This is a genomic window from Streptomyces barringtoniae (assembly GCF_020819595.1).
Lineage (GTDB): Bacteria > Actinomycetota > Actinomycetes > Streptomycetales > Streptomycetaceae > Streptomyces > Streptomyces barringtoniae.
In genome coordinates this window covers 162,919-189,376 of the sequence record NZ_JAJHNP010000005.1, presented here as the reverse complement: position 1 = coordinate 189,376, position 26,458 = coordinate 162,919, and the positions used below count along the sequence as shown (strand labels likewise).

The 26,458-nt window shown below is 70.7% G+C and carries 26 protein-coding genes and 1 tRNA gene; 15 read left to right on the top strand and 12 right to left on the bottom strand.

What is annotated here, in order from left to right; genetic code table 11:
* Window positions 1–119: 119 nt before the first annotated feature.
* Complete coding sequence (locus LMU33_RS10290; protein ID WP_228619370.1) at window positions 120–1,556, top strand: amino acid permease; 1,437 nt, start codon at window positions 120–122, stop codon at window positions 1,554–1,556.
* Between the two features lie 85 nt (window positions 1,557–1,641).
* The gene (locus tag LMU33_RS10285; RefSeq protein WP_228619368.1) at window positions 1,642–3,189 is read left to right on the top strand and encodes a carboxylesterase/lipase family protein; all 1,548 of its coding nucleotides are present in this window, start codon (window positions 1,642–1,644) and stop codon (window positions 3,187–3,189) included.
* Here LMU33_RS10285 and LMU33_RS10280 read toward each other — a convergent pair.
* A complete protein-coding gene (locus tag LMU33_RS10280; RefSeq protein ID WP_228619367.1) occupies window positions 3,171–3,860 on the bottom strand; it encodes a response regulator in 690 nt (229 codons plus the stop codon). The genes LMU33_RS10285 and LMU33_RS10280 overlap by 19 nt on opposite strands.
* Window positions 3,860–5,548: an ATP-binding protein gene (locus tag LMU33_RS10275; protein WP_308280768.1), complete on the bottom strand. Its 1,689-nt coding sequence runs from the start codon at window positions 5,546–5,548 to the stop codon at window positions 3,860–3,862. The genes LMU33_RS10280 and LMU33_RS10275 overlap by 1 nt, the downstream gene beginning before the upstream one ends.
* 237 nt (window positions 5,549–5,785) lie before the next feature.
* On the opposite strand from LMU33_RS10275, the gene LMU33_RS10270 reads away from it, so the two are divergent.
* The 4 genes from LMU33_RS10270 (at window position 5,786) to LMU33_RS10255 (ending at window position 9,424) form a co-directional block, all read left to right on the top strand.
* The gene (locus LMU33_RS10270) at window positions 5,786–6,646 is read left to right on the top strand and encodes an ABC transporter ATP-binding protein (protein ID WP_228619365.1); all 861 of its coding nucleotides are present in this window, start codon (window positions 5,786–5,788) and stop codon (window positions 6,644–6,646) included.
* Window positions 6,643–7,521: an ABC transporter permease gene (locus LMU33_RS10265; protein WP_228619363.1), complete on the top strand. Its 879-nt coding sequence runs from the start codon at window positions 6,643–6,645 to the stop codon at window positions 7,519–7,521. Before LMU33_RS10270 ends, LMU33_RS10265 begins: the two co-directional genes overlap by 4 nt.
* A 56-nt stretch (window positions 7,522–7,577) precedes the next feature.
* Window positions 7,578–8,663, top strand: a complete 1,086-nt coding sequence (locus LMU33_RS10260; protein WP_228619361.1) for an ABC transporter substrate-binding protein — start codon at window positions 7,578–7,580, stop codon at window positions 8,661–8,663.
* A 140-nt stretch (window positions 8,664–8,803) separates the two neighbouring features.
* Window positions 8,804–9,424, top strand: a complete 621-nt coding sequence (locus LMU33_RS10255; protein ID WP_228619360.1) for a TetR/AcrR family transcriptional regulator — start codon at window positions 8,804–8,806, stop codon at window positions 9,422–9,424.
* 113 nt (window positions 9,425–9,537) lie between these two features.
* Here the strand turns inward: LMU33_RS10255 and LMU33_RS10250 are convergent.
* Window positions 9,538–9,611 (bottom strand) — tRNA-Pro (locus LMU33_RS10250).
* Between the two features lie 45 nt (window positions 9,612–9,656).
* Window positions 9,657–11,084 (bottom strand): MFS transporter, encoded by a 1,428-nt coding sequence (locus LMU33_RS10245; RefSeq protein ID WP_228619358.1) that lies wholly within the window; start codon window positions 11,082–11,084, stop codon window positions 9,657–9,659.
* 192 nt (window positions 11,085–11,276) lie between these two features.
* Here LMU33_RS10245 and LMU33_RS10240 point away from each other — a divergent pair, with 192 nt between their 5' ends.
* The gene (locus LMU33_RS10240) at window positions 11,277–11,855 is read left to right on the top strand and encodes a TetR/AcrR family transcriptional regulator (RefSeq protein ID WP_228619356.1); all 579 of its coding nucleotides are present in this window, start codon (window positions 11,277–11,279) and stop codon (window positions 11,853–11,855) included.
* 13 nt (window positions 11,856–11,868) lie between these two features.
* Here the strand turns inward: LMU33_RS10240 and LMU33_RS10235 are convergent, their stop codons facing one another.
* A complete protein-coding gene (locus tag LMU33_RS10235; RefSeq protein ID WP_228619354.1) occupies window positions 11,869–12,384 on the bottom strand; it encodes a hypothetical protein in 516 nt (171 codons plus the stop codon).
* A 129-nt stretch (window positions 12,385–12,513) separates the two neighbouring features.
* Here LMU33_RS10235 and LMU33_RS10230 point away from each other — a divergent pair, with 129 nt between their 5' ends.
* A complete protein-coding gene (locus tag LMU33_RS10230; RefSeq protein WP_228619353.1) occupies window positions 12,514–12,858 on the top strand; it encodes a cupin domain-containing protein in 345 nt (114 codons plus the stop codon).
* Here the strand turns inward: LMU33_RS10230 and LMU33_RS10225 are convergent.
* Both LMU33_RS10225 and LMU33_RS10220 read right to left on the bottom strand, forming a co-directional pair.
* On the bottom strand, window positions 12,848–13,453 hold the full coding sequence (locus tag LMU33_RS10225) for a poly-gamma-glutamate hydrolase family protein (protein ID WP_228619351.1): 606 nt from the start codon (window positions 13,451–13,453) through the stop codon (window positions 12,848–12,850). The genes LMU33_RS10230 and LMU33_RS10225 overlap by 11 nt on opposite strands.
* A 14-nt stretch (window positions 13,454–13,467) precedes the next feature.
* A complete protein-coding gene (locus tag LMU33_RS10220; protein ID WP_228619350.1) occupies window positions 13,468–14,499 on the bottom strand; it encodes a LacI family DNA-binding transcriptional regulator in 1,032 nt (343 codons plus the stop codon).
* A gap of 192 nt (window positions 14,500–14,691) precedes the next feature.
* Here LMU33_RS10220 and LMU33_RS10215 point away from each other — a divergent pair, with 192 nt between their 5' ends.
* The 3 genes from LMU33_RS10215 to LMU33_RS10205 are packed head-to-tail and all read left to right on the top strand — an operon-like array spanning window position 14,692 to window position 17,703.
* Window positions 14,692–15,858 carry a phytanoyl-CoA dioxygenase family protein gene (locus tag LMU33_RS10215; protein ID WP_228619349.1) on the top strand — a complete coding sequence of 389 codons (1,167 nt, stop codon included), beginning with the start codon at window positions 14,692–14,694 and terminating at the stop codon, window positions 15,856–15,858.
* Between the two features lie 16 nt (window positions 15,859–15,874).
* A complete protein-coding gene (locus LMU33_RS10210; protein ID WP_228619347.1) occupies window positions 15,875–16,663 on the top strand; it encodes an SDR family oxidoreductase in 789 nt (262 codons plus the stop codon).
* Window positions 16,664–16,698: 35 nt separating this feature from the next.
* Window positions 16,699–17,703, top strand: a complete 1,005-nt coding sequence (locus tag LMU33_RS10205; protein ID WP_228619346.1) for a Gfo/Idh/MocA family protein — start codon at window positions 16,699–16,701, stop codon at window positions 17,701–17,703.
* Window positions 17,704–17,776: 73 nt separating this feature from the next.
* Here LMU33_RS10205 and LMU33_RS10200 read toward each other — a convergent pair whose 3' ends face one another.
* The 5 genes from LMU33_RS10200 to LMU33_RS10180 form a co-directional block, all read right to left on the bottom strand.
* Window positions 17,777–17,971 carry a hypothetical protein gene (locus LMU33_RS10200; RefSeq protein WP_228619344.1) on the bottom strand — a complete coding sequence of 65 codons (195 nt, stop codon included), beginning with the start codon at window positions 17,969–17,971 and terminating at the stop codon, window positions 17,777–17,779.
* A 92-nt stretch (window positions 17,972–18,063) separates the two neighbouring features.
* On the bottom strand, window positions 18,064–18,972 hold the full coding sequence (locus LMU33_RS10195) for a sugar phosphate isomerase/epimerase family protein (RefSeq protein ID WP_228619343.1): 909 nt from the start codon (window positions 18,970–18,972) through the stop codon (window positions 18,064–18,066).
* 2 nt (window positions 18,973–18,974) lie between these two features.
* The gene (locus LMU33_RS10190; RefSeq protein WP_228619341.1) at window positions 18,975–19,880 is read right to left on the bottom strand and encodes an ATP-binding cassette domain-containing protein; all 906 of its coding nucleotides are present in this window, start codon (window positions 19,878–19,880) and stop codon (window positions 18,975–18,977) included.
* Between the two features lie 4 nt (window positions 19,881–19,884).
* Window positions 19,885–20,961: an ABC transporter permease gene (locus LMU33_RS10185; RefSeq protein WP_228619339.1), complete on the bottom strand. Its 1,077-nt coding sequence runs from the start codon at window positions 20,959–20,961 to the stop codon at window positions 19,885–19,887.
* Window positions 20,961–21,980 carry a sugar ABC transporter substrate-binding protein gene (locus tag LMU33_RS10180; protein ID WP_228619338.1) on the bottom strand — a complete coding sequence of 340 codons (1,020 nt, stop codon included), beginning with the start codon at window positions 21,978–21,980 and terminating at the stop codon, window positions 20,961–20,963. The genes LMU33_RS10185 and LMU33_RS10180 overlap by 1 nt, the downstream gene beginning before the upstream one ends.
* A gap of 178 nt (window positions 21,981–22,158) precedes the next feature.
* Between LMU33_RS10180 and LMU33_RS10175 the strand changes: the two genes are divergently transcribed.
* From LMU33_RS10175 to LMU33_RS10160, 4 genes are all read left to right on the top strand, one after another.
* Window positions 22,159–22,950 carry a GntR family transcriptional regulator gene (locus LMU33_RS10175; RefSeq protein WP_228619336.1) on the top strand — a complete coding sequence of 264 codons (792 nt, stop codon included), beginning with the start codon at window positions 22,159–22,161 and terminating at the stop codon, window positions 22,948–22,950.
* A 310-nt stretch (window positions 22,951–23,260) separates the two neighbouring features.
* Window positions 23,261–24,574 (top strand): ABC transporter substrate-binding protein, encoded by a 1,314-nt coding sequence (locus LMU33_RS10170; protein WP_228619334.1) that lies wholly within the window; start codon window positions 23,261–23,263, stop codon window positions 24,572–24,574.
* An 8-nt stretch (window positions 24,575–24,582) separates the two neighbouring features.
* A complete protein-coding gene (locus tag LMU33_RS10165) occupies window positions 24,583–25,563 on the top strand; it encodes a carbohydrate ABC transporter permease (RefSeq protein WP_228619332.1) in 981 nt (326 codons plus the stop codon).
* Window positions 25,560–26,447, top strand: a complete 888-nt coding sequence (locus tag LMU33_RS10160; RefSeq protein ID WP_228619330.1) for a carbohydrate ABC transporter permease — start codon at window positions 25,560–25,562, stop codon at window positions 26,445–26,447. Before LMU33_RS10165 ends, LMU33_RS10160 begins: the two co-directional genes overlap by 4 nt.
* Window positions 26,448–26,458 lie beyond the last annotated feature (11 nt).

The following is a 26,458-nucleotide window of genomic DNA, read 5'->3' as shown; positions in this document are numbered from 1 at the left end:
CACCACCAGCCGCTCCGGACGGCACAAGAACCGGCGATTTTGCGGCGGGCAAGGGCATACCGGACCATGGCAGCGCCCGGCGATCCTGGGACATCAGTTCGATGAGAGGCGCACCACCCATGCACGTCACCGGAACCGCCCCGCAGCCGGCTCCGGCCCCTTCCGAGGACCTCACGGCCGTCGTCGGAGACCTTCGCGACACCACCGGCGTCGCCGACGCCCACGGCACCACCAGCAAGCATGCCCGCCGCTTCGGCCTGCCGGTCGCGACCGCGCTGGTCATGGGCAACATCATCGGCGGCGGCATCTTCCTGCTCCCCGCCTCCATCGCCCCGTACGGCTGGGTCAGCCTGATCGCCTTCGGTGTGCTGACCGTGGGAGCCATCGCGCTCGCGCTGGTCTTCGGCCGGCTGGCCGCGCGCGACCCCCGTACCGGCGGCCCCTATGTCTACACCCGCGAGGCCTTCGGTGACTTCGCCGGATTCCTCGCCGCATGGGCGTACTGGATCACCACCTGGGTGTCGAACGCGGCGCTCGCCGTCGCCGCCGTCGGCTACCTGGACGTGCTGATCCCGGTCAACCAGCACAAGTGGACCGCGTGCCTGGCCGCCCTCGCCCTGCAGTGGCTGCCGGCCCTCGCCAACTTCGCCGGCACCCGGTACGTGGGCGCGGTCCAGCTGGTGTCGACGGTCCTGAAGTTCGTGCCGCTGCTGCTCGTCGCGGTCGGCGGCCTGTTCTTCTTCGACCCCTCCCGGCTCGGTCCGTTCAACGCCAGCGGTCACAGCGCCGTAGGTGCCGTCTCCGCCTCCGCCGCCCTGCTGCTCTTCTCCTACCTCGGGGTGGAGTCCGCCGCCGTCAGCGCCGGCGAGGTCAGGAACGCCCGACGCAACGTGGGGCGCGCCACCGTGATCGGCACCGCGGGCGCCGCGCTGGTCTATCTGCTGGGCACGCTGTCCGTCTTCGGCACGGTCGCGCACAACCGGCTGATGGCCTCCACGGCCCCCTTCTCCGACGCCGTGAACACGATGTTCGGGGGCCGCTGGGGCGGTACGGCGGTGGCGCTGGCGGCGCTGGTGTCGATGACCGGCTGCCTCAACGGCTGGACGCTGCTGAGCGCGCAGACCCCGTACGCCGCGGCCAGGGACGGCCTGTTCCCGGCGGCCTTCGCGCGCCGCCGCCGAGGTGTGCCGACGGTGGGCGTCGGCGTCACGGTCGTGCTGTCCTCCCTGCTCACGGCGTACAACTACCTGTCGGGCTCGGCGAAGGTCTTCGACGTCCTGGTCCTCGTCACCACGTTCACCGCGACCGTGCCGTACCTGCTGGCGACGGCGGCGCAGCTCTTCCACCTGGTCTCCGGCAGGTCGGTGGACCGGGCGCGGCTGGTGCGGGACTCGGTGATCACCGCGGTCGCGGCCGCCTTCTCCGTCTGGCTGATGGCGGGCGCCGGCTACGCGGCGGTGTACCAGGGCGTGCTGTTCCTGTTCGTCGGGATCCTGGTCTACGCGGTGATGGCGGCGCGGCGGCAGCGGAAGCCGGCGGGGACCGGCACCCCGTAATTCGCTGGCCGCTCACGGTGACCCGGCGGGATGATGCCCGGCGTCGGTCATGCGACCGCCGTGCCGGTCCGGGAGGGAAACCGTGATGACGACCGCAGGGTCCGGACCCACCGGCTTCGAGCCCGAGGTGCGCACGGCGGCCGGGGTGCTGCGCGGCCGTACGGAGCAGGGCGTGGCGGTCTTCCGGGGCGTTCCGTTCGCGGCGCCGCCGGTGGGCACGCTCCGTTTCGCCGCGCCCCGGCCGGCCGGCGGCTGGGACGGCGTGCGCGAGGCGGTGTCGTACGGCCCTCCGCCGCCGCAGGCCGGGTACTTCGGCATGGACGCGATGGCGCGGAACGCGGGCACCGACTGGCTGACGGTCAACGTCTGGTCGCCCGATCCGTCCCCCGGAGCGGCACTGCCCGTCCTGGTGTGGGTCCAGGGCGGCGCGTACAGCATCGGCGCCTCGGGTCTGCCCGAGTACGACGGGGCCCGGCTCGCACGGGAGGGCGGCCTGGTCCTGGTGACGTTCAACTACCGCGTGGGCATGGAGGGTTTCGCCCATGTCGACGGAGCGCCCGCCAACCGGGGTCTGCTCGATCAGGTGGCGGCGCTGGAGTGGGTGCGCGACGCCATCGGAGCCTTCGGGGGCGATCCGGACCGGGTCACGGTCTTCGGCCAGTCGGCGGGGGCCGGGTCGATCGCCGCGCTCGTGGCCATGCCGCGCGCGGTGGGGCTGTTCCACCGGGCGATCGCGCAGAGCGTCCCGGGGACGTTCTTCTCGCCGGAGCTCGCCGCCGACATCGCCGCCGCCGTGGCCGCCGGGCCGGGGCTGCGGCCCACCGTGGCGGAGCTGTCGGCGGTGCCACCGGAGCGGCTGGCCGCCGCGGGCGACGTGGTTGCCGCCAAGTCGCCTTCGTTCGGCGGGCGTTGGGGGCCGTCGGCGCTCCGGTCGATCCCCTTCTCGCCCGTCGTCGACGGTGACGTCCTGCCGGTCACTCCGTGGCAGGCCCTGGCCCGTGGCGCCGGCCGGGACATCGGCCTCGTCGTCGGCCACACCCGTGAGGAGCAGCGGCTGTTCACCGCACTGGAGGGGGCTCTCGGCCAGGTGACCGAGGAGCAGGCCGCGACCGCGCTGGAGGCCTTCGCCCCGGGGCCGGACGGCGCCCACCGCTACCGCACCGGCTTTCCGGCCGCCGGCCCCGAGGAGCTGTACGAACTGGTGCACTCGGACTGGCTGTTCCGCATGCCGAGCCTCCATCTCGCGGAGGCCCAGCTCAGCGGCGGCGGCCGTGCCCATGTGTACGAACTGGCCTGGCCCGCACCGGGGATGGGCGGTGTCCTCGGCGCCTGCCACGGCCTCGACGTACCGCTGGTGTTCGGCAACCTCGCCAGCGGGCAGCCGGCCGCGCTGATCGGCGAGCGCCCCTCCCCCGCCGCGGAGGAACTGTCCGCGGCGTTCCGCACCGCGTGGTCGGCCTTCGCCACGCACGGCGACCCCGGCTGGCCGGGCTATGACAGGGAGCGACGCCTCACCCGGGTCTTCGGCGAACGGCCGTCCGTGGCGCCCTACCCCGAGGAGACCTCCCGGCTGCTCCGGCGGGACCACGTCTTCGCGGCGCTGCCGCTGCTCGTTCAGGAGACGATGCGATAGAGGTGCTCGGGACGCCCGGCGGCGCCGTACCGGAGCTCCAGGCGGACCATGCCCTCCTTGACCAGGTAGGACAGATAGCGCTGGGCCGTGGCGCGGGAGACGCCGGTGAGTTCGGCAGCCTCGGCCGCGGACACCGGGCCGCTCGCGGCACGCAGCGCCTGGTGGACCAGGGTCAGGGTGGGCGCCGAGTGGCCCTTGGCCGGCACCCGCGGCACGGCGGGCGGCCGCGCGGCGCTGAACAGGGCGTCCACGTCGGCCTGATCGGTCTCGGCGGCCGGGCCGAGCACCTCCACGCGGTGCTGGAGCTCACGGTAGGCGGTGAGCCGCTCGCACAGGTCGGGCGAGCCGAACGGCTTGACCAGATATCCCACGGCACCGAGCTTCATGGCGCTGCGCACCGACTCGATGTCCCGGTCCGCCGTGATCATCAGGGCGTCCGGCCGGGCTCCGCCCTCGTCCCCGGTGAGCCGGCGCAGCACGTCGAGTCCGCTGCCGTCGGGCAGGAAGATGTCGAGCAGCAGCAGGTCGGGGCGCAGCGCCCGGACCGCCTCCAGCGCCTCGGCGACGCTCGCCGCCTCGCCGACCACGTCGAAACCCGGGACGCGGCTCACGTACTCGCTGTGGATGTGGCTCACCCGGAAGTCGTCGTCCACGACCAGGGTCCGGATCATCAGCGCTCGCCTCCCACCGGCAACGCCGTGGTGAACAGTGCTCCGTGCGGTGCTCCCCCCGGCGCTCCGTGCGGCACGTGGGCCGTGTCCGGCAGGGGCAGTACGACCGTGAAGACCGCGCCGGGTCCCTCGCTGACCGTGACGGTGCCGCCGTGCCGTTGCACCAGCCGGTGCACCAGGGCCAGTCCGAGGCCGCGCCGGGCGGTGCCCCGTTCCGGCCGGGTCGACCAGCCGTCCTCGAAGATCGACTCGGCCGAGTCCGGCGGGACCCCGGGACCGGTGTCCGCGACCCGGACCCGCACCTCGTGGGAGCTCTCGGTCAGCGTGAGCCGTACCTCGCGGCCGCCCGCCGGGCGCGGTCCCTCGCCGGCCGCGTCGACCGCGTTGTCCAGGAGGTTGCCGGCGATGGTCAGCAGCCGGTGCAGGTGCGGCGGGTCCTGGCCGAGGGCCGAGTCGTCGGTCAGCACGATCCGTACCCCGCGTTCGGCGGCGACCGTGGTCTTGGCGACGATCAGACCGACCATGAGGGAGTTCCCGATCCGTTTGCGCACGGACTCGCTGAGCGCCTGGCCGGCGCCGGCCGCGCCGACCGCGAACTCGTAGGCGTCGTCGTACTCCCCGATGTCGAGCAGGCCGGCCAGGGTGTGCATGCGGTTGGTGAACTCGTGCTGCTGGGCCCGGAGCGCGTCGGTCAGGCCCCGCACGGAGTCCAGTTCGCGCAGCAGTCCGACCAGCTCGGTGCGGTCCCGTACGGTGACCACGGCGCCGAGTTCACGGCCGTGCAGGGTGACCGGCATGCGGTTGACGACGAGGCAGTGCTCGTCGGTCAGGACGCTGACGTCGGTGCCGGTCAGGGTGCCGTCCAGGGCTCGGCGCAGCCGGCCGTCGGGCAGGACCTGCTCGACGGTGCGGCCGAGTGCGTTGCCGAGGCCGAGCAGCCGGCGGGCCTCGTCGTTCACCACGGTGATCCGGCCGTCGGGGGCGAAGGCGACCACGCCCTCGCGGATGCCGTGCAGCATTGCCTCGCGGTCCTGCAACAGTCCGGCGATCTCCTCCAGTTCCAGCCCGAACGTGGTCCGCTTCAGCCGTCTGGCCAGCAGATACGCGGCCGCGGCACCGAGCGCGGTGGCGATCGCCGCGTACAGGCCGAAGGTGGGCAGCTCGCGCCACAGCTCGTCGAGCACATGCCGTTCCGGGATGCCCACCGACACCTCGCCGACCAGCTTGCCCGTCGGCCCGTACAGCGGGGCCTTGCCGTTGGCGGAGCGCCCGGTCGCGCCCTGGTCGGTGCCGACGTGCGTCCGGCCGTCCACCACCACGATCGGCTCGGCCACCGGCGAGCCGACCAGCCGCGGCATGGGGTGCGAGTGGCGGACCCCGTGCAGGTCGATCACCACCACGTACGACGCCCCCGACGCCCTGCGGATCCGCTCGGCGGCGGTCTGCACCACGGCGCCGCCGTCGCCGTACTGCATGGCCCGGCGGATCTGCGGGTCCGCGGCCGCGGTCCGCGCGATGCCCACGGCCCGCTCCTCGTAGGTGCGGTCGAGTGCGGAGCGCTGCGCGAAGGCGAACAGGACGAATCCGATGGCGCCCGTGAGCGCCAGGATGACGAGTTGGCTGGCGAGGATCCGCGCGGAGAGTCTCCCCCTCCCGCCGCGCCCGATCCGCATTCGGATGGGTGTCACAGGTGCCTCTTCGCCTCTGTCCCGCGTCGTGCCGGGCCGGCCCGACGCCGGACCCGTGGTGGCGTGATTGTGCCTGATGGCCGAAACCCTGCCCACCCCCGTTTCACTGAGCAGAATGAGCAGAACCCCGGTTAACGCGGCTTTCGCGAGATACCTGGGAAACAGCGACGTAACACCAGGTGACCTCTAGCGTCTGCCTTCCTCGACCCCACGAGGTGTGGAAGGAGACGGCCTCACATGGCTTCGCGAAACGATGTCGCGACGAGCCCGATCGCCGGTGCAGCAGAGCGCGAGGACGCGCGCATCGAGATCTCCGGGCTCACCAAGCGATTCCTGACCCCTGCCGGTGAGGTGTTCACGGCGCTGCAAGGCGTTTCGTTCACCGTGGAGCCCGGTCAGTTCTGTGCGGTGGTCGGCCCCACCGGCTGCGGCAAGTCGACCACGCTCGGCATGGTCTCCGGGCTCGACCGGCCCAGCGAGGGCTCGGTCAGGGTCGGCGGCCGTGAGGTGGACGGCATCACCGACGGCGTCAGCTTCATGTTCCAGGCGGACGCGCTGCTGCCCTGGAAGACCGTCCTCGGCAATGTGCTCATGGGCCCGGTATTCCGCGGCGTCCCCAAGCAGCAGGCCCAGGCCTCGGCGCGCGACTGGCTGCGCCGGGTGGGCCTCGCCGGGTTCGAGGACCGCTATCCGCACCAGCTCTCCGGCGGTATGCGCAAGCGCGTGGCGATGGCCGCCGCGCTGATCAACGAACCCAAGATCCTGATCATGGACGAGCCGTTCGGCGCCCTGGACGTGCAGACCAAGGCGATCATGTCGACCGAGCTGCTGGACCTGTGGGAGCAGATCCGGCCCTCCGTCATCTTCATCACCCACGACCTCGACGAGGCCGTGGCGCTCGCCGACCGGGTCGTCGTCATGACGTCCAGCCCCGGGTCGGTCAAGGCCGTCTTCGACATCGATCTGCCGCGTCCGCGCGGCTCGGTCCAGGAGATCCGCTACCAGCCCCGCTTCATCGAACTCCAGCACCAGATCTGGGACACGCTGCGCGAAGAGGTGGAGCGCGCCTACGCACGCACCGCAGGAGGAAAGGCATGAGCACGACGTCCACCGCTTCCGCCGTCCCGGTCGCCGACGGCGGGCAGGCCTCGGCCGCGGCCGCCGCCAAACGGGCCGCGCGACGCCGCGTCGCACTGGTGTGGGCGGGCCGCCTCGGTCTCGCCGCGTTCGTCATCGGCGGCTGGCAGGCGTTCACCACCTGGGGCATCGTCGACCCGTTCTTCTTCGGGCAGCCGTCCGGGATCTGGCAGCGGCTGATCGACCTCTTCCGGAACGGCACCGAGTTCGGGTCCTTCTACGCGAACATCTGGACCACCATCCAGGAGGCGCTCATCGGCTTCGCCCTCGGCGCGGGCACCGGAGTCGTCGTCGGCGTCGCGCTGGGCCAGAGCCGCTATCTGTCCGACGTGCTCGGTCCCTACATCAAGATGGTCAACGCCATCCCGCGCATCGTCCTCGGCTCGATCTTCATCGTCGCCTTCGGCATCGGCGTCACACCGAAGATCCTGCTCGCCGCCGTGCTGGTGTTCTTCATCGTCTTCTTCAACGCCTTCCAGGGCGTCCGCGAGGTCGACCGCAACATCCTCGCCAACGCCCGGGTGCTCGGCGCCTCCCAGATGCAGATCATCCGGCACGTCATCGTGCCCTCCGCGCTCACCTGGATCATCGCCAGCCTGCACAGCGCGTTCGGCTTCGCCATCGTCGGCGCGCTGGTCGGCGAGGTGCTGGGCGCGCAGAGCGGCCTCGGTCTCGTCATCAAGACCGCCCAGAACAACTTCGACCCCAACGGCGTGTTCGCCACGATGCTCGTCATCGCGGTGATCGTGCTCGGCGCGGAGTGGCTGATCGGCAAGCTCGAGCACCGGCTGCTCTCCTGGCGCCCGCCGGCCCCTTCCGAAGCCAACAGCCTCTGATCTCCTCCCCCTTCTCCGGTCCATCCCGGGTCCATCCCAAGAACGAAAGAGCCGCCATGTTCAAGAGAACCCTCACCGCCTCCCTCGTCACCGTGCTCGCCCTCGGCGCGGCCACCGCGTGTTCCAGCAGCTCCTCCGGCTCCGGTTCGAGCGGCTCCGGCGGCACCCCGACCGTCAGGCTCATGGTCGGCGGCATCGACAAGCAGATCTACCTGCCGTACCAGCTCGCCCAGAACCTCGGCTTCTACAAGAAGTACGGCGTCAACGTCGTGCTGAGCACCGAGCAGGACGGCGGCACCGGCGCCGAGGAGGCCATGGCCTCGGGGCAGGTGGACATGGCGGGCGCCTGGTACAACCACACGATCGACTTCCAGGTGAAGGGCAAGGCGGTGGAGGACGTCGTCCAGCTGTCCGGCGCACCGGGCGAGCGGGAGATGTGCGCCACCAAGAGCGGGGTGCACTCGGCCGCGGACTTCAAGGGCAAGACGCTGGGCGTGACCGACCTGGGCTCGGGCACCGACACCCTCACCCAGTTCCTGGCCGCCAAGAAGGGCGTCAAGACCGGCGACTTCCACCGGATCGGGGTCGGCGCGGGCTCCACCGCCATAGCCGCGCTGCAGAACGGCAAGGTGGCCTGTGTCATGACGACGCAGCCGACGGTCGCCGCGATCGAGAAGAAGGGCGTCGGCTACTCGGCGGTCGACGCCGCCACCGTCTCCGGTGCCAAGGCGGCGACGGGCGGCGCCTGGCCGGCCGCCGGTGTCATCGCCCGTACCGACTGGGTGAACGCGCACAAGGACGCGGTGCAGAAGGTCGTCGACGCGCTCGTGGCCACCATGCACTGGATCGACAAGCACAGCGCGGCCGACATCGCCGACAAGCTGCCGCAGTCGTTCGTGCAGAACCAGCTGGTCACCAAGGCCGACTACATCTCGGCCCTGACCCAGGACAAGGGCCAGTTCCTCCCGGACGGCATCATGCCGGCCGGCGGTCCCAAGAACGTCCTGTCCACGGAGGAGCTGGTGGGCCACGCGACCTCGAAGGTGAACCTCGGCACGACGTTCACCAACGACTTCGCCCTCGCGGCCAACAAGAAGGAGGGCTTCACCACGACGACGACCCCGGCGGGGACGTCCGGCTGAGTCTCCGTCCGCGCGCGGAGACCGACAGGAATGACCGAGCGGCCGTGTCGGATCAGCCCGACACGGCCGCCGGCCTGCGCTTCCGGAGGGCCAGCCGACCGGTCCACTAGTGGTAGGCGGTCGGTCGTATACTCGGGGCCATGGGACGTACCAGTGATGCGAAGGAGAAGATCCTCACCGCCGCGCAGTCGCTCATCGAGCTGCGGGGCTACTCCGCGCTGGGCGTGGCCGAGATCTGCAAGGCCGCCGGCGTACCCAAGGGCAGCTTCTACTACTTCTTCGAGTCCAAGGAGGCTCTCGCCCTGGCCGTGCTCGACGAGCACTGGGAGGCCCAGCGCAGGGACTGGGTCCGGGCCCTGCAGAACGACGGGGAGCCGCTCTCGCGGCTGCACCGGCTGTTCGAGGAGACGGAGGCCGGCCTGCGCGCAGGCCAGCAGAGCTGCGGGACCGTCTCAGGCTGCATGTTCGGCAACCTCACCCTGGAGCTGAGCAACCAGACCGAGCCCATCCGCGAACGCCTGAAGCAGATCTTCGAGGCCCAGGTGGAGATGGTCGAGGAGGTCGTCGCCGAAGCCCGGGAGCGCGGTGAGGTCACCGTCGGTGACACCCGGGAGGCCGCCCGGTCGGTGGTCGCCCAGCTCGAGGGCCAGGTGCTGTTCGCCAAGCTCTACAACGACACCCGACACCTCGAAGCCCTGTGGGAGAACTGCCTGTCGCTGCTCTCCGCCCGCCATCCGGACGTGGCAGCCGTCAACTCCTGACCGGCCCGGGCAGAGGCCGTCCACTCACCGAGCGGGGCCCTGGTCCCCGAGAATGGCCGAAGGGCCGTTTCAGATCTCCTCTGAAACGGCCCTTGACCTACGACTTCACAAAGTCGGGACGACAGGATTTGAACCTGCGACCCCTTGACCCCCAGTCAAGTGCGCTACCAAGCTGCGCCACGTCCCGTTGCGGTCTCACGCGGGGTGTCCCGTGTGATCACGCAGGTCAACCCTACCGCACCCGTGCGGGTGTCTGTGCCGCCCCCGTCGCGGCGGGGATCGTCGTACGGGCGGGGCGGCGGGCCGGGACCAGGAGGGCGGCGCCCGCCGCGCCCAGGCAGAGGAGGGCGAGCAGGGCCCAGCCGTGGGTGTAGCCGGAGGCGTAGGGCAGGCCGGAGGGCTGGAGGCGGCCGGTGACCAGGACGGCGGTGAGCGCGGCGCCGATGGAGCCGCCGATGGTGCGGATGTTGGCGTTCATGCCGGTCGCGGCGCCGGTCTGCTCGGGCGGGACGCTGCCGACGACGAGGTTGGCCATGGAGGCGAAGGCCAGTCCGATGCCGAGGCCGAACAGCCCGGCGACCACGGCGATCTGCCATTGGGCGTCATGCCAGAAGGTGAGGAATCCGCAGGCCAGCGCGCCCAGTGCGGCACCCGTGGTGAGGAGCGCCTTGGCACCGACGCGGGGCTCGAGCCGGCCCGAGAGGACGCCGGAGAGGAACATCGCCAGCAGCATCGGGAGCATGAGGAGGCCGGAGGCGGTGACGCTCGCCCCGAAGCCGTAACCGGCCGCGGACGGCGTCTGGACGAAGCCCGGCAGGAAGGACCAGATCGCGTACATGCCCGCACCGAAGAGGAGGGCGGCGGCGTTGGTGGTCCACACGGCGGGCAGCCGCATCACGCGCAGGTCGATCAGCGGGGTGCGGGAGCGGGCCTCGGCCGTGAGCCACAGGGCGAACAGTACGACGGCGGCGGCGAACAGGCCGAGCACCTTCGGCGAGCCCCAGCCCCACTGCCCGGCCTGGCTCAGCGGCAGCAGCAGGGCCACCAGCCACGCGGACAGCAGCGTGGCGCCGTACCAACTGACCTTCCCCTGGGCCCGCTTGGGCGACTCGGGGACGTAGGCCACGGCGATCAGGACCGTCGCGGCGACGATCGCCACGGGGATCCAGAACAGCCAGCGGTAGTCGAGCGCGGAGACGATCGGTCCGGCGGCCACCATGCCGACCCCGCCGCCCGCGGCGATGACCGCGGAGAGGTTGCTGATACTGCCGCTCACCTCGGCGGGCGCGAACTCGTCGCGGATGATGCCGAAGGACAGCGGGAACAGGGCGCCGCCGACGCCCTGGACGACCCGGGCGACGATGAGGACACCGATGTTCGGGGCGAGCGCGGCGACGAGACAGCCGGCGAGGACGGCGAGGAGGACGCCGACGAGCGTGCGCTTCTTGCCGGCGAGGTCGCCGACCCGGCCGAGGATCGGGGTGAAGACCGAGGCGGACAGCAGGTAGGCGGTCATCACCCAGGTCGCGGTCGACTGGGAGGCGTGCAGGGCGTGCTGGACGGTCGGCAGGGCGGGCGCGATCAGCGACTGGAGCATGGAGAACACGCCGGCACCGGTCGCGAGGACCGCGAAGGTGAGGCGCGTGGACTTGCGGGGCATGGGAGAGCCTCTCCGAGTGGGAGCGCTGTGACGGGCGAAAGGGGGCGTTCCTGCCGGGCGCGTCAGGCCAGGGCGGAGCCGCCCCCGCACTGCTAAAGTGGAGGTGCCCCTCCACTCTAACGGAGGCATTCCTCCGGTTCAACCGAACCGGATGCGTTCCTCCGGTTCATCGATTCCCCCTGGGAGGCACCAGTGACGGCCACGCCGTTCCCCGTCGGCGAGATCGTGGCGGCCCGCCGGCCGCACCGCAAGGACGCCGCCCGCAACTACGACGCCCTGCTCACCGCCGCCCGCGAGGCGTTCGCCGAGCACGGCTCGGACGCCTCCCTGGAGGACATCGCCCGCCGCGCGGGCGTCGGCATCGGCACGCTCTACCGGAACTTCCCCACCCGCCGCGACCTCTTCGAGAGCGTCTACGCCGACGAGGTCAACGCCCTGTGCCGGGCGGCCGTGGAGGTCGCGGACCTGGCGCCGTGGGAGGCGCTGACCGCCTGGCTGGACCGGTTCGCCGGCTACATGGTCACCAAGCGCGCGGTGCGCGAGGCGCTGAACGACGAGTCGGAGATCTTCCAGACCTGCCGCGACTCGATGTACGCCGCCGGAGGGCCGCTGCTGGAGCGCGCCCAGCGGGCGGGTGTGGCCCGCGCGGACATGGACTTCGTCGACCTGCTGCGGATGGTCGCCGGCATCACGGCCACGGCCTTCGACGACGACGCCCAGCGCGACCGGGTTCTCGCCATCGCGCTGGACGGGGTGCGCACCGGCCGCTGAGGCCGGGCACCGCCTACTTGATGAGCGCGTTCGCCACCACCACGATCACCCCGAGCAACGCGTCCCCGGCGCCCATGAGGACCGCCATGGGCCAACTCCGGGCCGACCAGCGGGCGGTGATCAGGCCGAGGACGAAGAGAATCACGATGTTGAGGGCGAACGCCGGGTATTGGACGCCGTTCGGCGACCACCAGCCCCAGCCCGCGCCCGCGAGCAGGAAGACCGTGGGCAGCACGGCCGTGACCAGCGGCCACTCGTCCCGCAGCGTGCGCAGCACGTCCCAGCGGCGGTGCGGGGCGCGTTCGGCGATGTAGTGGGCGTAGCCGTGCGCGAGGGCGGAGGCGAAAGCGGTCACCAGGAGCCACACGGCGTCGTAACGGCGGCCGGCGGCGGTCGTACGGCCGTACTGGGTGAGCGCCGCCACCATCGAGCTGGCGAGGACGGCGCCGTACACACCGCCGAACAGCACGGCTTCGCGTGTGTCGTGCCGCCCGGGCGGTGCCGTGCCGACCGCCGTGGAGTCAGCCATGGTCCCCACGATCACCCGTGCCGCGGCGCCCCGCCAGTCCGCACGGAGTGACGAAGTGTCCTGCCACCAGCCCCGATGCCCCACACACTGTCGACTCCGGCGCGGCCCGGCGCTGGCTAGGCTCGCCGCATGACGCACAGCTTCGCGCTCCACATCCCCGACGCCGGCCTCGAACCCGAGCCCCTCGACCCGGAGCAGATCGTCTCCGGCGCCCCGGAGGTCACCGGCAAGGTGGTCTGGGAGTCCCCGGACGGCCGGCAGATCCGCGGGATCTGGCAGATCACGCCGGGCGTGGTCACCGACACGGAGGCGGACGAACTGTTCGTCGTGATCAGCGGTTCGGCGACGATCGAGGTCGAGGACGGGCCGACGCTCAGGGTGGGGCCGGGCGACATGGCGGTGCTGCGCGCGGGTGACCGTACGACGTGGACCGTGCACGAGACGCTGCGCAAGGCGTACGCGATCAACCTCTGACGTCACGACGGGACGCTGCCGCGCCCAGCGCTTTCACCCCAGCGGTCAGCGCCTCGGCCACCGGCCCCGGCGGGATGTCCGCTCCCCCGCCGGTGCGGGCCAGGAGCGGCAGCTCCACCTGGACCCCGCCCAGGCGCGTGAGGTTGACGGGGTTCCTGGGATGCACGCCGCGCAGGTCGGCCGGGATGGCGGCCAGGTCGGTGACGGCCGGGAACTGCGGGGCCCCGGCGGCCAGCGCCTCGGCGAGGACGCGGGCCGCGGCCCGGTTGCCGCCGCCCAGGAAGATCGTGTGCGGTGCCTCGGGCCGCATGTGGCCGTGCAGGGAGACCGTGAGGGAGACCCGGTCCAGGAACTCCCTCAGGAGTGCGCTGTGCCCGGCCGCCATGCGCGCGGACGGGATGTGCACGGGCTGCCGTACCCCCGGCTGGGTGAAGACGAGGCTGGTGGCGCCGCAGCGGCGCGCCACGAGGTCCGCGAGCTGGGCCGTACCCCCTTCGTTGCTGCCGTGCAGGGCCAGCAGCCCGATCTCGCTGCCCGGTAGGAGGGCCGCGACCAGCGGTGTGCCCTCGATCTCCGTGTGCTCGGTGCGGGTCACCGGCTCTTCCCCCTTCACTCGGCCGCCTGCGCGGGCATGTTGTACGGCGTGACGACCTGGATCGCGGACGGCAGCGCCGGGCCGGCCGGGGGCAGCGCGCCGTGCGCCCGCATCACGAGGTGGCAGGCCTCCCGCATGTCCTGGCGCAGGTCGTGGTGGAGCACGGCGGACAGCTTGTGCTCGCGCAGCAGCCGGGTGTTGTCGTGATCGAGGTCGTGGGCGATGAACACCGCGCAGGCACGGCCGAGATCGGCGAAGGCGCGCAGGGTGGCGTCGTTGCCGCCGCCGATGGAGTACACGGCCCGGATCTCCGGGTCGCGTTCCAGGGCGGCGCGGACCAGGTCGTACTGGGTGGCGTCCAGGCCCTGTCCCTCGGCGATCTCCACCAGGGTGCGCTCGGGATGCCGGGCCCGCATCACGCTGCGGAACCCCATCTCGCGTTCCTCCTCGTTGCGGAAGAAGCCGCTGCTCAGGCTGGTGAGGGCATGGCCGGGCCGCTCGCCCAGCCACTGGCCCATGAGATACGCGGCGGTGGCGCCGGCGGCCCGGTTGTCGCTGCCGACGTAGCCGATCCGGCCGCTGGCGGGCAGGTCGGTGACCAGGGTGACGACCGGGATGCCGGCCGCGGTGAGCCGGCCCACCGCGGCGGTGACCTCGGGGACGTCGGGCGCCTTGAGGATCACACCCTGGGAGCCGCGCCGGGCGATCCGGTCCAGCGACCTGACCTGCTCGGCGGCCGGGCCGGTCTCGCGGAAGTGGAAACGTGAGCGGACCACGGCCGGGTGCAGGGACGGCAGTTCGGCCTCCAGGGCGGCGCGTACGGCGGTGCTGAACCGCTCCGGGGCCTGCACCACGATGTCGACCATGAAGGTACGGCCGACCAGCCGCACCTGGGTGCGCTGCCGGTCGAGGTCGGCAATCGCCCGGTGGACCTCCTGCGCGGTGCTCTCGCGCACTCCGCCCCTGCCGTTGAGGACACGGTCCACCGTGGCCTCGCTGAGACCGGCCTGACGTGCGATCTCCCGGATCGGGAAGGGGTGGCCCATGGGCCGGCTCCTTGAGGGGTTTTTGATGGCTGGCTGCTGGTTGTTCGAGGGGTTTGTCATGACAAGAATGACAGGGCTGCGTCGTCGCCGTGGCCGAAAGCCGTGATCGAGGGCCGGAACCGAGGACCGTGGTCGACGGCCCCAGGCCGCAGGGCCGTGACCGAGCCGCAAGGCATGACCGAAAGGACACCGATGTCCGTCGCCTCCGTGCCAGGACGCGCCTGGCTGTCCGAGCAGGACTGCGACCTGGACGCCTTCCGCGCCCTGACCGACCGGACGACCCGCCTCGCGGACTACCCGCACGCCGCCTCGGTGACGGAGAACGTCCTGGTGTACGAGGGTGACCGACTGCGCGCCACCGAGGACCGGGACGCGCTGCGGGCCGAGCTGGTGCGGGCGTTCGCCGACGGCCCCGGCATCGTCGTCGTCCAGGGTGCCTGCCCCGATCCGGAGGTCGTCGACCGGGTCACGGCCGTGTTCGAGGCGCTGATCGCCGAACAGCGGGCCTCCGGGGCCACCGCCGGCGACCACTTCGCGCAGCCGGGCGCCAACGACCGGGTGTGGAACGCGCTGGAGAAGACGGCCCTGTACGATCCGGAGGCGTTCGCCGACTACTACGCGAACGACGTCCTGGCCCTGGTCTGCTCGGCCTGGCTGGGCCCCGGCTACCAGGTGACCTCGCAGGTCAACGTGGTCAACCCGGGCGGCGCGGGGCAGACCGCGCACCGGGACTACCACCTCGGCTTCCTGAGCAACGCGACCGCGGCCGCCTATCCGGCCCATGTGCACCGGCTCTCCCCGGTGCTCACCCTCCAGGGCGCGGTCGCCCACTGCGACATGCCGGCGGACTCGGGCCCGACGCTGTACCTGCCGTACTCGCAGCGGTACGAGCCGGGGTATCTGGCCTGGCGGCTCCCCGCGTTCCAGGCGTACTTCGAGGCGCACCACGTCCAACTCCCGCTCGCCAAGGGCGACGCGGCCTTCTTCAACCCGGCGCTGTTCCACGCCGCCGGCACCAACCGCACGGCGGACGTGCGGCGCACGGCCAATCTGCTCCAGGTGTCCTCCGCCTTCGGGCGCGCGATGGAGACGGTGGACCGGGAGGCGGTGGCGAACGCGGTGTTCCCGGTGCTGCTGCGGCGGGCGGCCGAGGGTGCCGGCGAGGAGTGGCTGGAGAACGTGGTCGCGGCGAGCGCCGAGGGCTATCCCTTCCCGACCAACCTCGACAGCGATCCGCCGGTCGACGGTCTGGCCCCGCCGGCGCAGGCGGATGTGCTGCGGCGGGCGGTGCGCGAGCGGTGGGCCCCGCAGCGGCTCAGGGCGGAGCTGCGGGCCGCCGGCGAACGACGAGAGAGCTGAGGAGGGCCGACAGGTCATGGGACTTCTCGACGGACTCCTCCGGGAAAAGGTCGTCCTGGTCAACGGCGGCAGCCAGGGGGTCGGTGCCGCGATCGCGCGGGCGGCCGCCCGGGAGGGCGCCGTCGTGGCGGTCACCGGCCGCCGTACCCGGCCGGGTGAGGCGCTGGTCGCCGAGCTGGAATCGGCCGGGGCCGAGGCGATGTTCGTGCGCGCCGATCTGGCGGACGCCGAGCAGGCCAAGGCGGCGGTCGCCGAGGTGGTGGACGCCCACGGCCGCATCGACTGCCTGGTGAACTCCGCCGGGCTGACCTCCCGCGGCACGCTGCTGGACACGACCCCGGAGCTTTTCGACGCGCACATCGCGATCAACCTCAAGGGGCCGTTCTTCGCGATGCAGGCGGCGGTCGCCGACATGGTGGCCCGCAGGGCGCCGGGCACGATCGTCAGCATCATCACCTCGTCGGCGCACGGCGGCCAGCCGTTCCTGGCGCCGTACGTCGCCGCCAAAGCGGGCCTTGCGGGGCTGACGCGCAACGCCGCGCACGCCCACCGATGGGACCGGATCCGGATCAACGGCCTGAACATCGGCTGGACCGCGACGGAGGGCGAGGACGCCACCCAGCGCGCCTTCCACGGCGCCGGCGACGACTGGCGCGAGCAGGCCGCGGCGAAGCTGCCGATGGGCAGGCTGGGCCAACCGGACGAGATCGCCGACTTCGTGGTCTTCCTGCTGTCCGACCGGTCGGGGGTGGTCACGGGGTCGGTGATCGACTGGGACCAGAACGTTCTCGGCGGACTCGACTGACCTCCCTGACGGAACATTCGCACACAAGGAGCACCATGCGTATCGGAATCCTCGGCCTCGGCCGCATCGGCGCCTTCCACGCCGAGACTCTGTCCGGACTGGACGCCGTCGAGTCGCTCGTCGTCGCCGACCCGTTCGCGGACGCCGCCAAGGCCGCCGCCGAGCGGTTCGGCGCCGAGGTCGCGGACTCGCCGGAGGCGCTGCTCGCGGCCGGGGTGGACGGCCTGGTCGTCGCGGCGGCCACCGACGCCCACCCGGCGCTGATCCGGGCCGGCGTCGAGGCCGGCGTCCCCGTCTTCTGCGAGAAGCCGGTCGCCCGCACCATGACGGAGGGCGTCGAGGTGCTGAAGGCCGTGCGCGACAGCGACGTGCCGATCCAGATCGGCTACAACCGCCGCTTCGACGCGGGCTTCACCGCCGCGCGAGCCGCCGTACGGGCGGGTGAACTGGGCAAGCTGCACACGGTCCGCTCCACGACGCTGGACCCGGCGCCGCCGCCGGCCGCGTACGTCGCCGCCTCCGGTGGCATCTTCCGGGACTGTTCCGTGCACGACTTCGACATCATCCGCTGGGTGACGGGCCGCGAGGTCACCGAGGTGTACGCGGTCGGGGGCAACCGGGGCGCCGACTACATCAAGGCGGCGGGCGACGCGGACACCACCGGCGCGATCCTCACCCTGGACGACGGCACCATCGCTGTGGTCTCCAACTCCCGCCACAACGCCCGGGGTTACGACGTCCGCATGGAGCTCCACGGCTTCGCCGACTCCATCGCCGTCGGCCTGGACGACAAGCTCCCCCTGCGCTCGGTCGAACCCGGCGTGACCTTCCCCTCCGGCACCCCGCACGACTTCTTCATGGACCGCTTCACCGACGCCTACCGCGCCGAACTCACCGCGTTCACCGAGGTCGTGGCCGGCACCCGCCCCTCCCCCTGCACCATCGAGGACGCCCTGGAGGCAGGCTGGATCGCCGAGGCCTGCACCCTCTCCCTCCAGGAGCACCGGCCGGTGACGCTCGCGGAGGTGCGGAAGCTCTGAGACATGCGGGAGGCGCCGGGCGGAGATGCCCGGCGCCGAGCCGTGTCCCCGCCGCAGTGGCCGTACTCGTGTCTCAGCCGCAGTAACGGATCAGCCACTCGTCGGGGTTGTACGTGTCGCGCGCCGGGTCGGGCAGGGTGGCCGGCTTGGTCTCGACCATGTCCTCGGGGCGTATCCGATCGGGCAGCGCGCCGAAGCGGTCGCGGCGCAGCAGCGCCGGGTCGGTCGCGTCCCGGGCCGTCTTCCGGGGTTCGGTGCGGTCTGTCATCTCGTCCTCCCGTGTTCGCGGGCGCCCCCGTCGTCGTACACAACGCCCGCGTGCCAACGGTTGGTTCCCGGCCGCCCCCTGGCCGAATCCTGTCAGGCGCCGCAGGACCGCAGGAACCGCCGGGTGCGTACCGCGATCGGCAGGGGCTCGTCCGGCTCGCAGGGATACATGTCCTGCTCGACGATCGCGAACAGCTCGACGCCCAGCCCCTGCGCGGCCTCCAGGACGGGCCCCAGCTCGGGGACGCCGGCGGGCGGTTCGCACATCACTCCACGCTGCACCGCCGGCCCGAACGGCACCTCGTCGGCGATCACCTCGGCGAGGACGTCCGGGTCGACCTGCTTGAGGTGCAGATAGCCGATGCGCTCGCCGTAGGTCTCGATGAGCTTGACGCTGTCCCCGCCGCAGTAGGCGTAGTGCCCGGTGTCCAGGCAGAGGTTGACCAGGTCGGTGTCGGTCGAGTCCAGGAAGCGCTCGACGTGGTCCTCGGTGTCGATGTGGGTGTCGGCGTGCGGGTGGACCACGATGTCCAGTCCGTACGTCTCCTTGACCTCGTGGCCGAGCCGTTCCATGCCCTTGGTCAGGTGCGCCCACTGCTCGGCGGTCAGCTCCGGCGGTTCCAGGATCTCGGCGGTCTTGTCGTCCCGCCAGAACGAGGGGATGACCACCAGGTGCCGCGCGCCCGTCGCCCGGGTGAGCGCGGCGACCTGGCTGACATGGGCCCAGGTCTCCGCCCAGACGGACGGGCCGCGGTGCATGCCGGTGAAGACCGTGCCGGCGGAGACCTTCAGGTTCCGCCGGGCCACCTCGTCCCTGAGCCGGGCCGGGTCCGTGGGGAGGTAGCCGTAGGGGCCGAGTTCGATCCACTCGTAGCCGGCCTCGGCCACCTCGTCCAGGAAGCGTTCCCAGGGCACCTGCCGCGGGTCGTCGGGGAACCAGACTCCCCAGGAGTCGGGGGCCGAGCCGACCCGGATCCGGTCCAGCGGGGTGGGGGTGGCCATGGTCAGGGGGTCCCTTCCGGGGAGGGCGCGACGGGTGCGGTGAGGTCTTCCTCCTCGGGGAGTTCGTCGGTGTCGACGCCGCGTACCTGGGCCAGTTCGTGCTTGAGGGCGGCGAGTTCGGCGCCGCCGGCCATGTGGTTGGTCAGTTCCTCCAGGCTGACCTCGGCGCGGGAGGCGGACAGTTCCAGGGTGCCCAGGCGCAGGACGCTGAAGTGGTCGCCGACCATGTAGGCGTGGTGGGGGTTGTGGGTGATGAAGATGACGCCCAGGCCGCGGTCGCGGGCGGCGGCGATGTACTTCAGCACCACGCCGGACTGCTTGACGCCGAGGGCGGCGGTGGGCTCGTCCAGGATGAGGACGCGGGCGCCGAAGTAGACGGCGCGGGCGATGGCCACGCACTGGCGCTGGCCGCCGGAGAGGGTGCCGATGGGCTGTTCCAGGTCGTCCAGGACGATGCCCATGCGGCGCAGTTCCTCGTCCGCGGTCTTCTTCATCGCCGCGATGTCCAGCCGGCGGACCGGCCAGGGGCCCCGGGTCATCTCCGAGCCGAGGAAGAAGTTGCGCCACACCGGCATCAGCGGCACGGTGGCCAGGTCCTGGTAGACGGTCGCGATGCCGCGGTCCAGGGCCTCGCGCGGGCTGGAGAACCGCACCGGGACGCCGTCGACGAGGAACTCGCCCTCGGTGTGCTGGTGCAGCCCGGAGACGATCTTGATGAGGGTGGACTTGCCCGCGCCGTTGTCCCCCAGGACGCAGGTGACCTCGCCGGCGTGGACCGTGAGGTCGACGCCGTGCAGGGCGCGGATGTTGCCGTAGGACTTGCCGGCCTTGCGCAGTTCGACCAGCAGGCCGTCGTCGGCGGGCGGTGCGTCCTGGACAACGGTGCCGTGGGTCTTGTCGTCGGTCATCGCTTTACCTCCGGGTCGCCGTGCGCTGGACCCACAGATTGATCAGGACGGCGCCGAGCAGCATCACGCCGAGGAAGGCCTTGAACCAGTCGGGGTTCCAGCCGGCGTAGACGATGCCCTGGTTGACCATGCCGAACATGAACGCCCCGAAGACCGGGCCGATCGCGGAGCCGGCGCCGCCGGTGAGCAGGCAGCCGCCGATGACGGCCGCGGCGATGTAGATCAGCTCCTGGCCGACGCCCTCGCCGGACTGCACGGTGTTGAAGGAGAACAGGTTGTGCATGCCGATGAACCAGGCGCCGAACCCGACCAGCATGAACAGCGAGATCTTGGTGAAGGTCACCGGGACGCCGACGGCGCGGGCGCTCTCCTTGTTGCCGCCGACGGCGAAGATCCAGTTGCCGTACCTGGTGCGCAGCAGCACCCAGGTGGCCAGGGCCGCGAAGACCAGCCACCACACCACGGTGATCTTCACCTGGACCCCGCCCACGTCGAACGAGGACGCGAAGACCTTCCTGGCCTGGTCGAAGCCGTCCATGTCGCTGATGTCGTCGGTGGCCACGTTGCCGGTGACCAGCTTGGTCACGGCCAGGTTCACGCCCTGCAGGATCAGGAAGGTGCCCAGGGTGATCAGGAAGCTGGGCAGGCCGGTCCTGACCACCATCCAGCCGTTGAAGAACCCGATCGCCAGCGACACGACCAGCGCGACGATCACGCCGGTCCACACGTTCATGGTCAGTTGGTAGCTGAGCATGCTCGCGGTGAGCGCCGAGGTGATCACCGCGACGCCCGCGGAGAGGTCGAACTCGCCGCCGATCATCAGCAGGGCCACCGGCAGGGCCATGATCCCGATGGTCGAGGACTGGTAGAGGATCGTCGCCATCGAGCTGCCCTGGCGGACCGAGGGCGCGACGACCAGGAAGAAGACCAGGACGGCGGCGGCGCCGAGGAAGACCCCCACCTCGGGCCGGGCCAGCAGCCGCAGCGCCAGCGGGCGGCGCGCGGTGCGGCCGTCGGTCTGCTCGGGGCCGGCCGCCGGCGGCCTGCCGAGGGCCGGTCCAGCCTGCTGGGCCATGCTCATCACCGGGTCCCCTTCGCGGCGAACTCGGCGACCTTGTCGACGTTGGACTTGTCGACGAAGGCCGGGCCGGTCAGCACCGGCTGGACCCCGCCGCCGCTGTAGTTGCCGTTGTACTTGTAGAGCCACAGCGCGTCGACGGCCAGATAGCCCTGCAGATAGGGCTGCTGGTCGACGGCGAACTCGATCGAGCCGTTCTGGACGGCCTTCACCAGGTCCTTGTTCAGGTCGAAGGTGGCCACCTTGGCCTTGCTGCCGGCGTCGCCCAGCGACTGCACCGCCGTGAGCGCGAACGGGGCGCCGAGGGTGACGACGGTGTCGATGGAGCTGTCCTGCTTCAGCTTGGCCGTGATGGTCGACCGCACGGACGGCATGTCGGTGCCGTTCACGTACAGCGTCTCAGTGGTGCCCTTGAACGTCTTCTTCACCCCGTCGCAGCGCTGGGTGAGGCCCACGTTGCCCTGTTCCTGGATCACGCAGACGATCTTCTTGGCGCCGGTCGTGTTCAGCTTGTCGCCGAACGCCTCGCCCGCCACGCTCTCGTCCTGCCCGAAGAACTCCAGCAGGCCGAGCTTCTTCCAGTCGCTCAGGCCCGAGTTCAGGCCCACCACCGGTATGCCCGACTGCTCGGCCTTGCCGATGACGCTCTTCATCGCGTCCGGCTTGGCGAGGGTGACCGCGATGCCGTCGACCTTCTGGTCGATCGCGTTCTGCACCAGGTTGGCCTGGTTGCCGGCGTTGGGGTCGGCGGAGTAGACGAGCTTGATGTTGTCCTTGGCGGCGGCGGCCTCGGCGCCCTTGCGGACGGTGTCCCAGAAGGTGTCACCGGGCGCCTGGTGCGTGACCAGTGCGACGGTCATGCGCGGGGTGTTGGCCCTGCCCGCCGAGGCGTTCTGTGCCGCCTCCTCGGCCTTCTTGCCGCCGTGGCTGCTGGCGCAGCCGGCGAGGGTCAGGGCCGCCGCGGCGGCGACCGCCACTACGGGGGCCAGTCTCCGGGAGCGGGAGGGAGAAGAGCGGTCCATCTTTCCTGCACCTCACTGTGCGTGTGACGGGGAAGGGACGCTGTTGCGTTGGGACGGGATCCAAGTCCTTGGGGGCGCCTGCTGTCAATACTTTGTTAAGACATCATTTCAGAAGCAGGTTCGAATGTAAGTACAAACCATTGACACCCGCACCGTCCGGGACCTACACCTGAGAGGCATGAGCCCAGTACACCGCACCCCGCAGCGAACGGCACCGGGTGATCGTGCGCTCGACTCGATCGGCTTCACCCTGGACCGCACGAGCCCGGTGCCGCTGTACTACCAGTTCGCCCGGCAACTGGAAGCGGCCATCGAACACGGCACGCTGGCCCCCGGCAACCTCCTGGGCAACGAGGTCGACCTGTCCGTACGCCTCGGCCTGTCCCGGCCCACCGTGCGCCAGGCCATCCAGTCCCTGGTGGACAAGGGGTTGCTGGTGCGCCGCCGCGGGGTGGGCACGCAGGTCGTGCACAGCAAGGTCAGACGGCCGCTGGAGCTCAGCAGCCTCTACGACGACCTGGAGTCGGCCGGCCAGGAGCCGACCACCCTGGTGCTGCGCAACGAACGCGTCCCGGCGAGCGCCGAGGTGGCCGCCGCGCTCGGGATCGCGGAGGGCGCGGAGGTCACCGCGCTGGAGCGGCTGCGCCGCACCCACGGCCGGCCGGTGGCGTTCCTGTGCAACCACCTGCCCACCTCACTCCTCGAACTCCCCACGGGGCGGCTGGAGTCGACGGGGCTGTACCGCATGATGCGGTCCGCCGGGATCGTCCTGCACAGCGCCCGCCAGTCCATCGGCGCCCGCAGCGCGACGGCCGAGGAGGGCGCCCTGCTCCAGGAGCAGGAGGGCGCGGCCCTGCTCACCATGCGGCGCACCGCGTACGACGTCACGGGCCGGCCGGTGGAGTACGGCAGCCATGTATACCGGGCGTCGCGGTACGCCTTCGAGTTCCAGTTGCTGGTCCGTACCTGAACCCGCCCGCCGGGAACCCGAACCGCTGGTCAGGACCCGAAGCGGAATCACCCGTGTTCACACAGCCCCCTCGGCCGCCCGCGCCGTGGGGGCTCTCGGCTCTTCGCTCGGGTGAACACGCAGGTAACGGTGACGATTACGTTTCGGGCAAGAGACAGCCCAGGAGGGGCCGCCCTATTGACTCATGAGCGGACATGGGGCTGTTATTACGCCCACGATGTTCGGTCGAGTTGGTTTCTGATCGGTTTCGACGACCTTTCGGTGACCGACTCATCCCCTTGACCGAGCCCTGTATTCCTCAGGAGCCGCCATGCGCCTCTCCCCCTCCGGTCTCTCCGTCCCGGGTCCCAGCCGTCGTTCGGTCCTGCGCGGAGCAGGCAGTGCCGCCCTGCTCGCCGGGGCGGGCATACCCCTGCTGTCCGCCTGCGGAGGCAGCGGTTCCTCCTCGGACCCGAAGACCGTCACCCTCGGCTCCAACGCCTCGGACGCCGTGCCGAAGCAGGCCTTCGCGAGCGTGTACGCCGAGTTCAAGAAGCAGTCCGGCATCACGGTCGATGTGAACACCAAGGACCACAACACCTTCCAGGAGCAGATCAACTCGTATCTGCAGGGCACGCCGGACGACGTGTTCAACTGGTTCGCCGGCTACCGCATGCAGTTCTTCGCGGCGAAGGGCCTGGCCTCGCCGATCGACGACGTGTGGGCGAAGATCGGGAACAACTTCCCGGACGCGATGAAGAAGCTCAGCAAGGGCGAGGACGGCAAGTACTACTTCGTGCCGCTGACGACGTACCCCTGGGCGGTCTTCTACCGCAAGAGCGTCTTCCAGCAGCACGGCTACAAGGTTCCCACCACCTGGGACGACTTCGTCGCCCTGTGCAAGCAGATGCAGAAGGACGGACTCGTCCCGCTGGCCTTCGGCGACAAGGACGCCTGGCCGGCGATGGGCACCTTCGACCAGATCAACTTCCGCCTCAACGGCTACGACTTCCACGTCCAGTTGATGGCGGGCAAGGCCGCCTGGACCGACGCCAAGGTGAAGGCCGTCTTCGACCACTGGGCCGAGATCCTCCCCTACCACCAGGACGGCTTCATGGGCCGTACCTGGCAGGACGCCGCGCAGTCCCTGGTGTCCAAGAAGGCCGGCATGTACCTCCTCGGCTCCTTCGTGGCCCAGCAGTTCACCAACAAGGCCGACCTGGACGACCTCGACTTCTTCCCCTTCCCGGTGATCAACTCCGCCTATGGCCAGGACACCGTGGAGGCGCCCACCGACGGCTTCATGGTGAGCAAGTCCCCGAAGAACCACGACGGTGTGGTGAAGCTGCTGGAGTACCTGGGCAGCCCGGCGGCCGAGGAGCTGTACCTGAAGACCGACCCGAGCGTGGTGGCCGCCTCCAGCAAGGCGAGCACCTCCGCCTACTCGGCGCTGCAGAAGAAGGCGTTCGACATGATCGGCAGCGCCAAGAGCCTCACCCAGTTCATGGACCGCGACTCCCGCCCCGACTTCACCTCCACGGTGATGCAGCCCGGCCTGCAGAAGTTCCTGCAGAACCCCAAGGACGTGGACAGCCTGTTGTCGTCCATCGAGCGCCAGAAGAAGACGATCTTCGCGTCCCAGTGAGCGGCCCGATGACGACCGATACGAACACGAAGACCCCGGAGGCGGCCGCCGTGCCGCCTCCGGGCGCCTCGCCCGCGCGCACGCGGGCCACGCACGGCCATCGCCGTCTGCTGACGCGCCGTGACCGGTTCACGCTCGCCCTGATGGCGGGCGTGCCGACGATCCTGCACGTGCTCCTGGTGTGGGTCACGGCCATCGCCTCGATCTTCCTCGCCTTCACCACCTGGGACGGCATCGGGTTCGACTCGATCAAGTGGGTGGGCCTGGACAACTTCAAGCAACTCTTCAACGACAACCCGCAGTTCTGGCCCGCCGTCCAGCACAACATCATCTGGTTCGTCGTACTCATCCTGATCCCGACGCCGTTCGGCCTGTTCCTGGCCGTGCAGCTGGACAAGCGGATCCGCTTCAGCCGGGTCTACCAGACCGCGTTCTTCCTGCCGGTCGTCATCTCGATGGCCTGCATCGGCTTCGTCTGGCAGCTGGTCTACAACCCCGACACCGGCCTGATCAACAGCATCATCGGCGCCAACAAGCCGGGCCACTACATCGACTGGATCGGCGACCCGCACCTCAACCTGTGGGCGGTCCTCATCGCCGCGTCGTGGCGGCACACCGGCTACATGATGATCCTGTACCTGGCCGGTCTGAAGAGCGTCGACCCGTCGCTCAGGGAGGCCTCCGCGCTGGACGGCGCGAACGAGTGGCAGACGTTCAAGAGTGTCATCTTCCCGACCCTGCGCCCGACCAACACGGTCGTGCTGGTGGTCACGATCATCGAGGCGCTGCGCGCCTTCGACCTGGTCTTCGTCTTCAACAAGGGTGCCCAGGGCACCGAGTTGCTGTCGATCCTGGTCACCAACAACATCATCGGCGAGTCCAGCCGCATCGGTTACGGCTCCGCCATCGCCGTCGTCCTGCTGGTGATCTCCCTCGCGGTGATCATCCCGTATCTGATCGCCACCTTCCGGAAGGAGCGGCGCGCATGAGCAGCACCACCCTGCCGCTGAAGCGGCGCGCCCCCGTCCGGCCGGCCCGTGTCCTGCTGCACGTCTTCCTCGCGGGTACGGCGCTGGCGTGGCTGGCGCCATTGCTGTGGGCGATCTTCTCGGCCCTGCGGCCGTACAGCGAGACCAGCGCGAAGGGTTACGTCTCCTGGCCGGACAAGCTGACGTTCGAGAACTTCACAAACGCCTACCAGCAGTCGGACATGCTGCACTACTTCGGCAACACCCTGGTCATCGCGATCCCGGCCGTGCTGCTGACGCTGTTCCTGTCCTCCTGCGTGGCGTTCTACGTCGCCCGTTTCGACTTCCGGCTGAACCTCGCCCTCCTGCTGGTCTTCACGGCCGGCAACCTGCTGCCGCAGCAGGTCATCATCACCCCGCTGTACCGGCTGTACCTGCTGACGGACCTGCCGGGCATCACGGCCAGCGGCAAGCTGTACGACTCCGCGCTCGGCCTGGTCCTCATCCACGTGGCGTTCCAGTCCGGGTTCTGCGCGTTCGTGCTGAGCAACTACATGCGCTCGCTGCCGCACGAGCTGACGGAGGCCGCCCTGGTCGACGGTGCCTCGGTGTGGCGGCTGTACTGGCAGATCACGCTGCCGCTGTGCAAGCCGGCGATGGCGGCCCTGGCGACCCTGCTGTCGATCTGGATCTACAACGACTTCTTCTGGGCGCTGGTGCTGATCTCGACGGGCCAGAACATGCCGATCACCTCGGCCCTGAACAACCTCTCCGGACAGTACTTCACCGACCCCAACCTGGTGGCCGCCGGCTCCCTGCTGACCGCGATCCCGACCCTGATCGTCTACTTCGCGCTCCAGCGCCAGTTCGTCAGCGGTCTGACCCTGGGCTCCAACAAGGGCTGATCCGTTCGCAC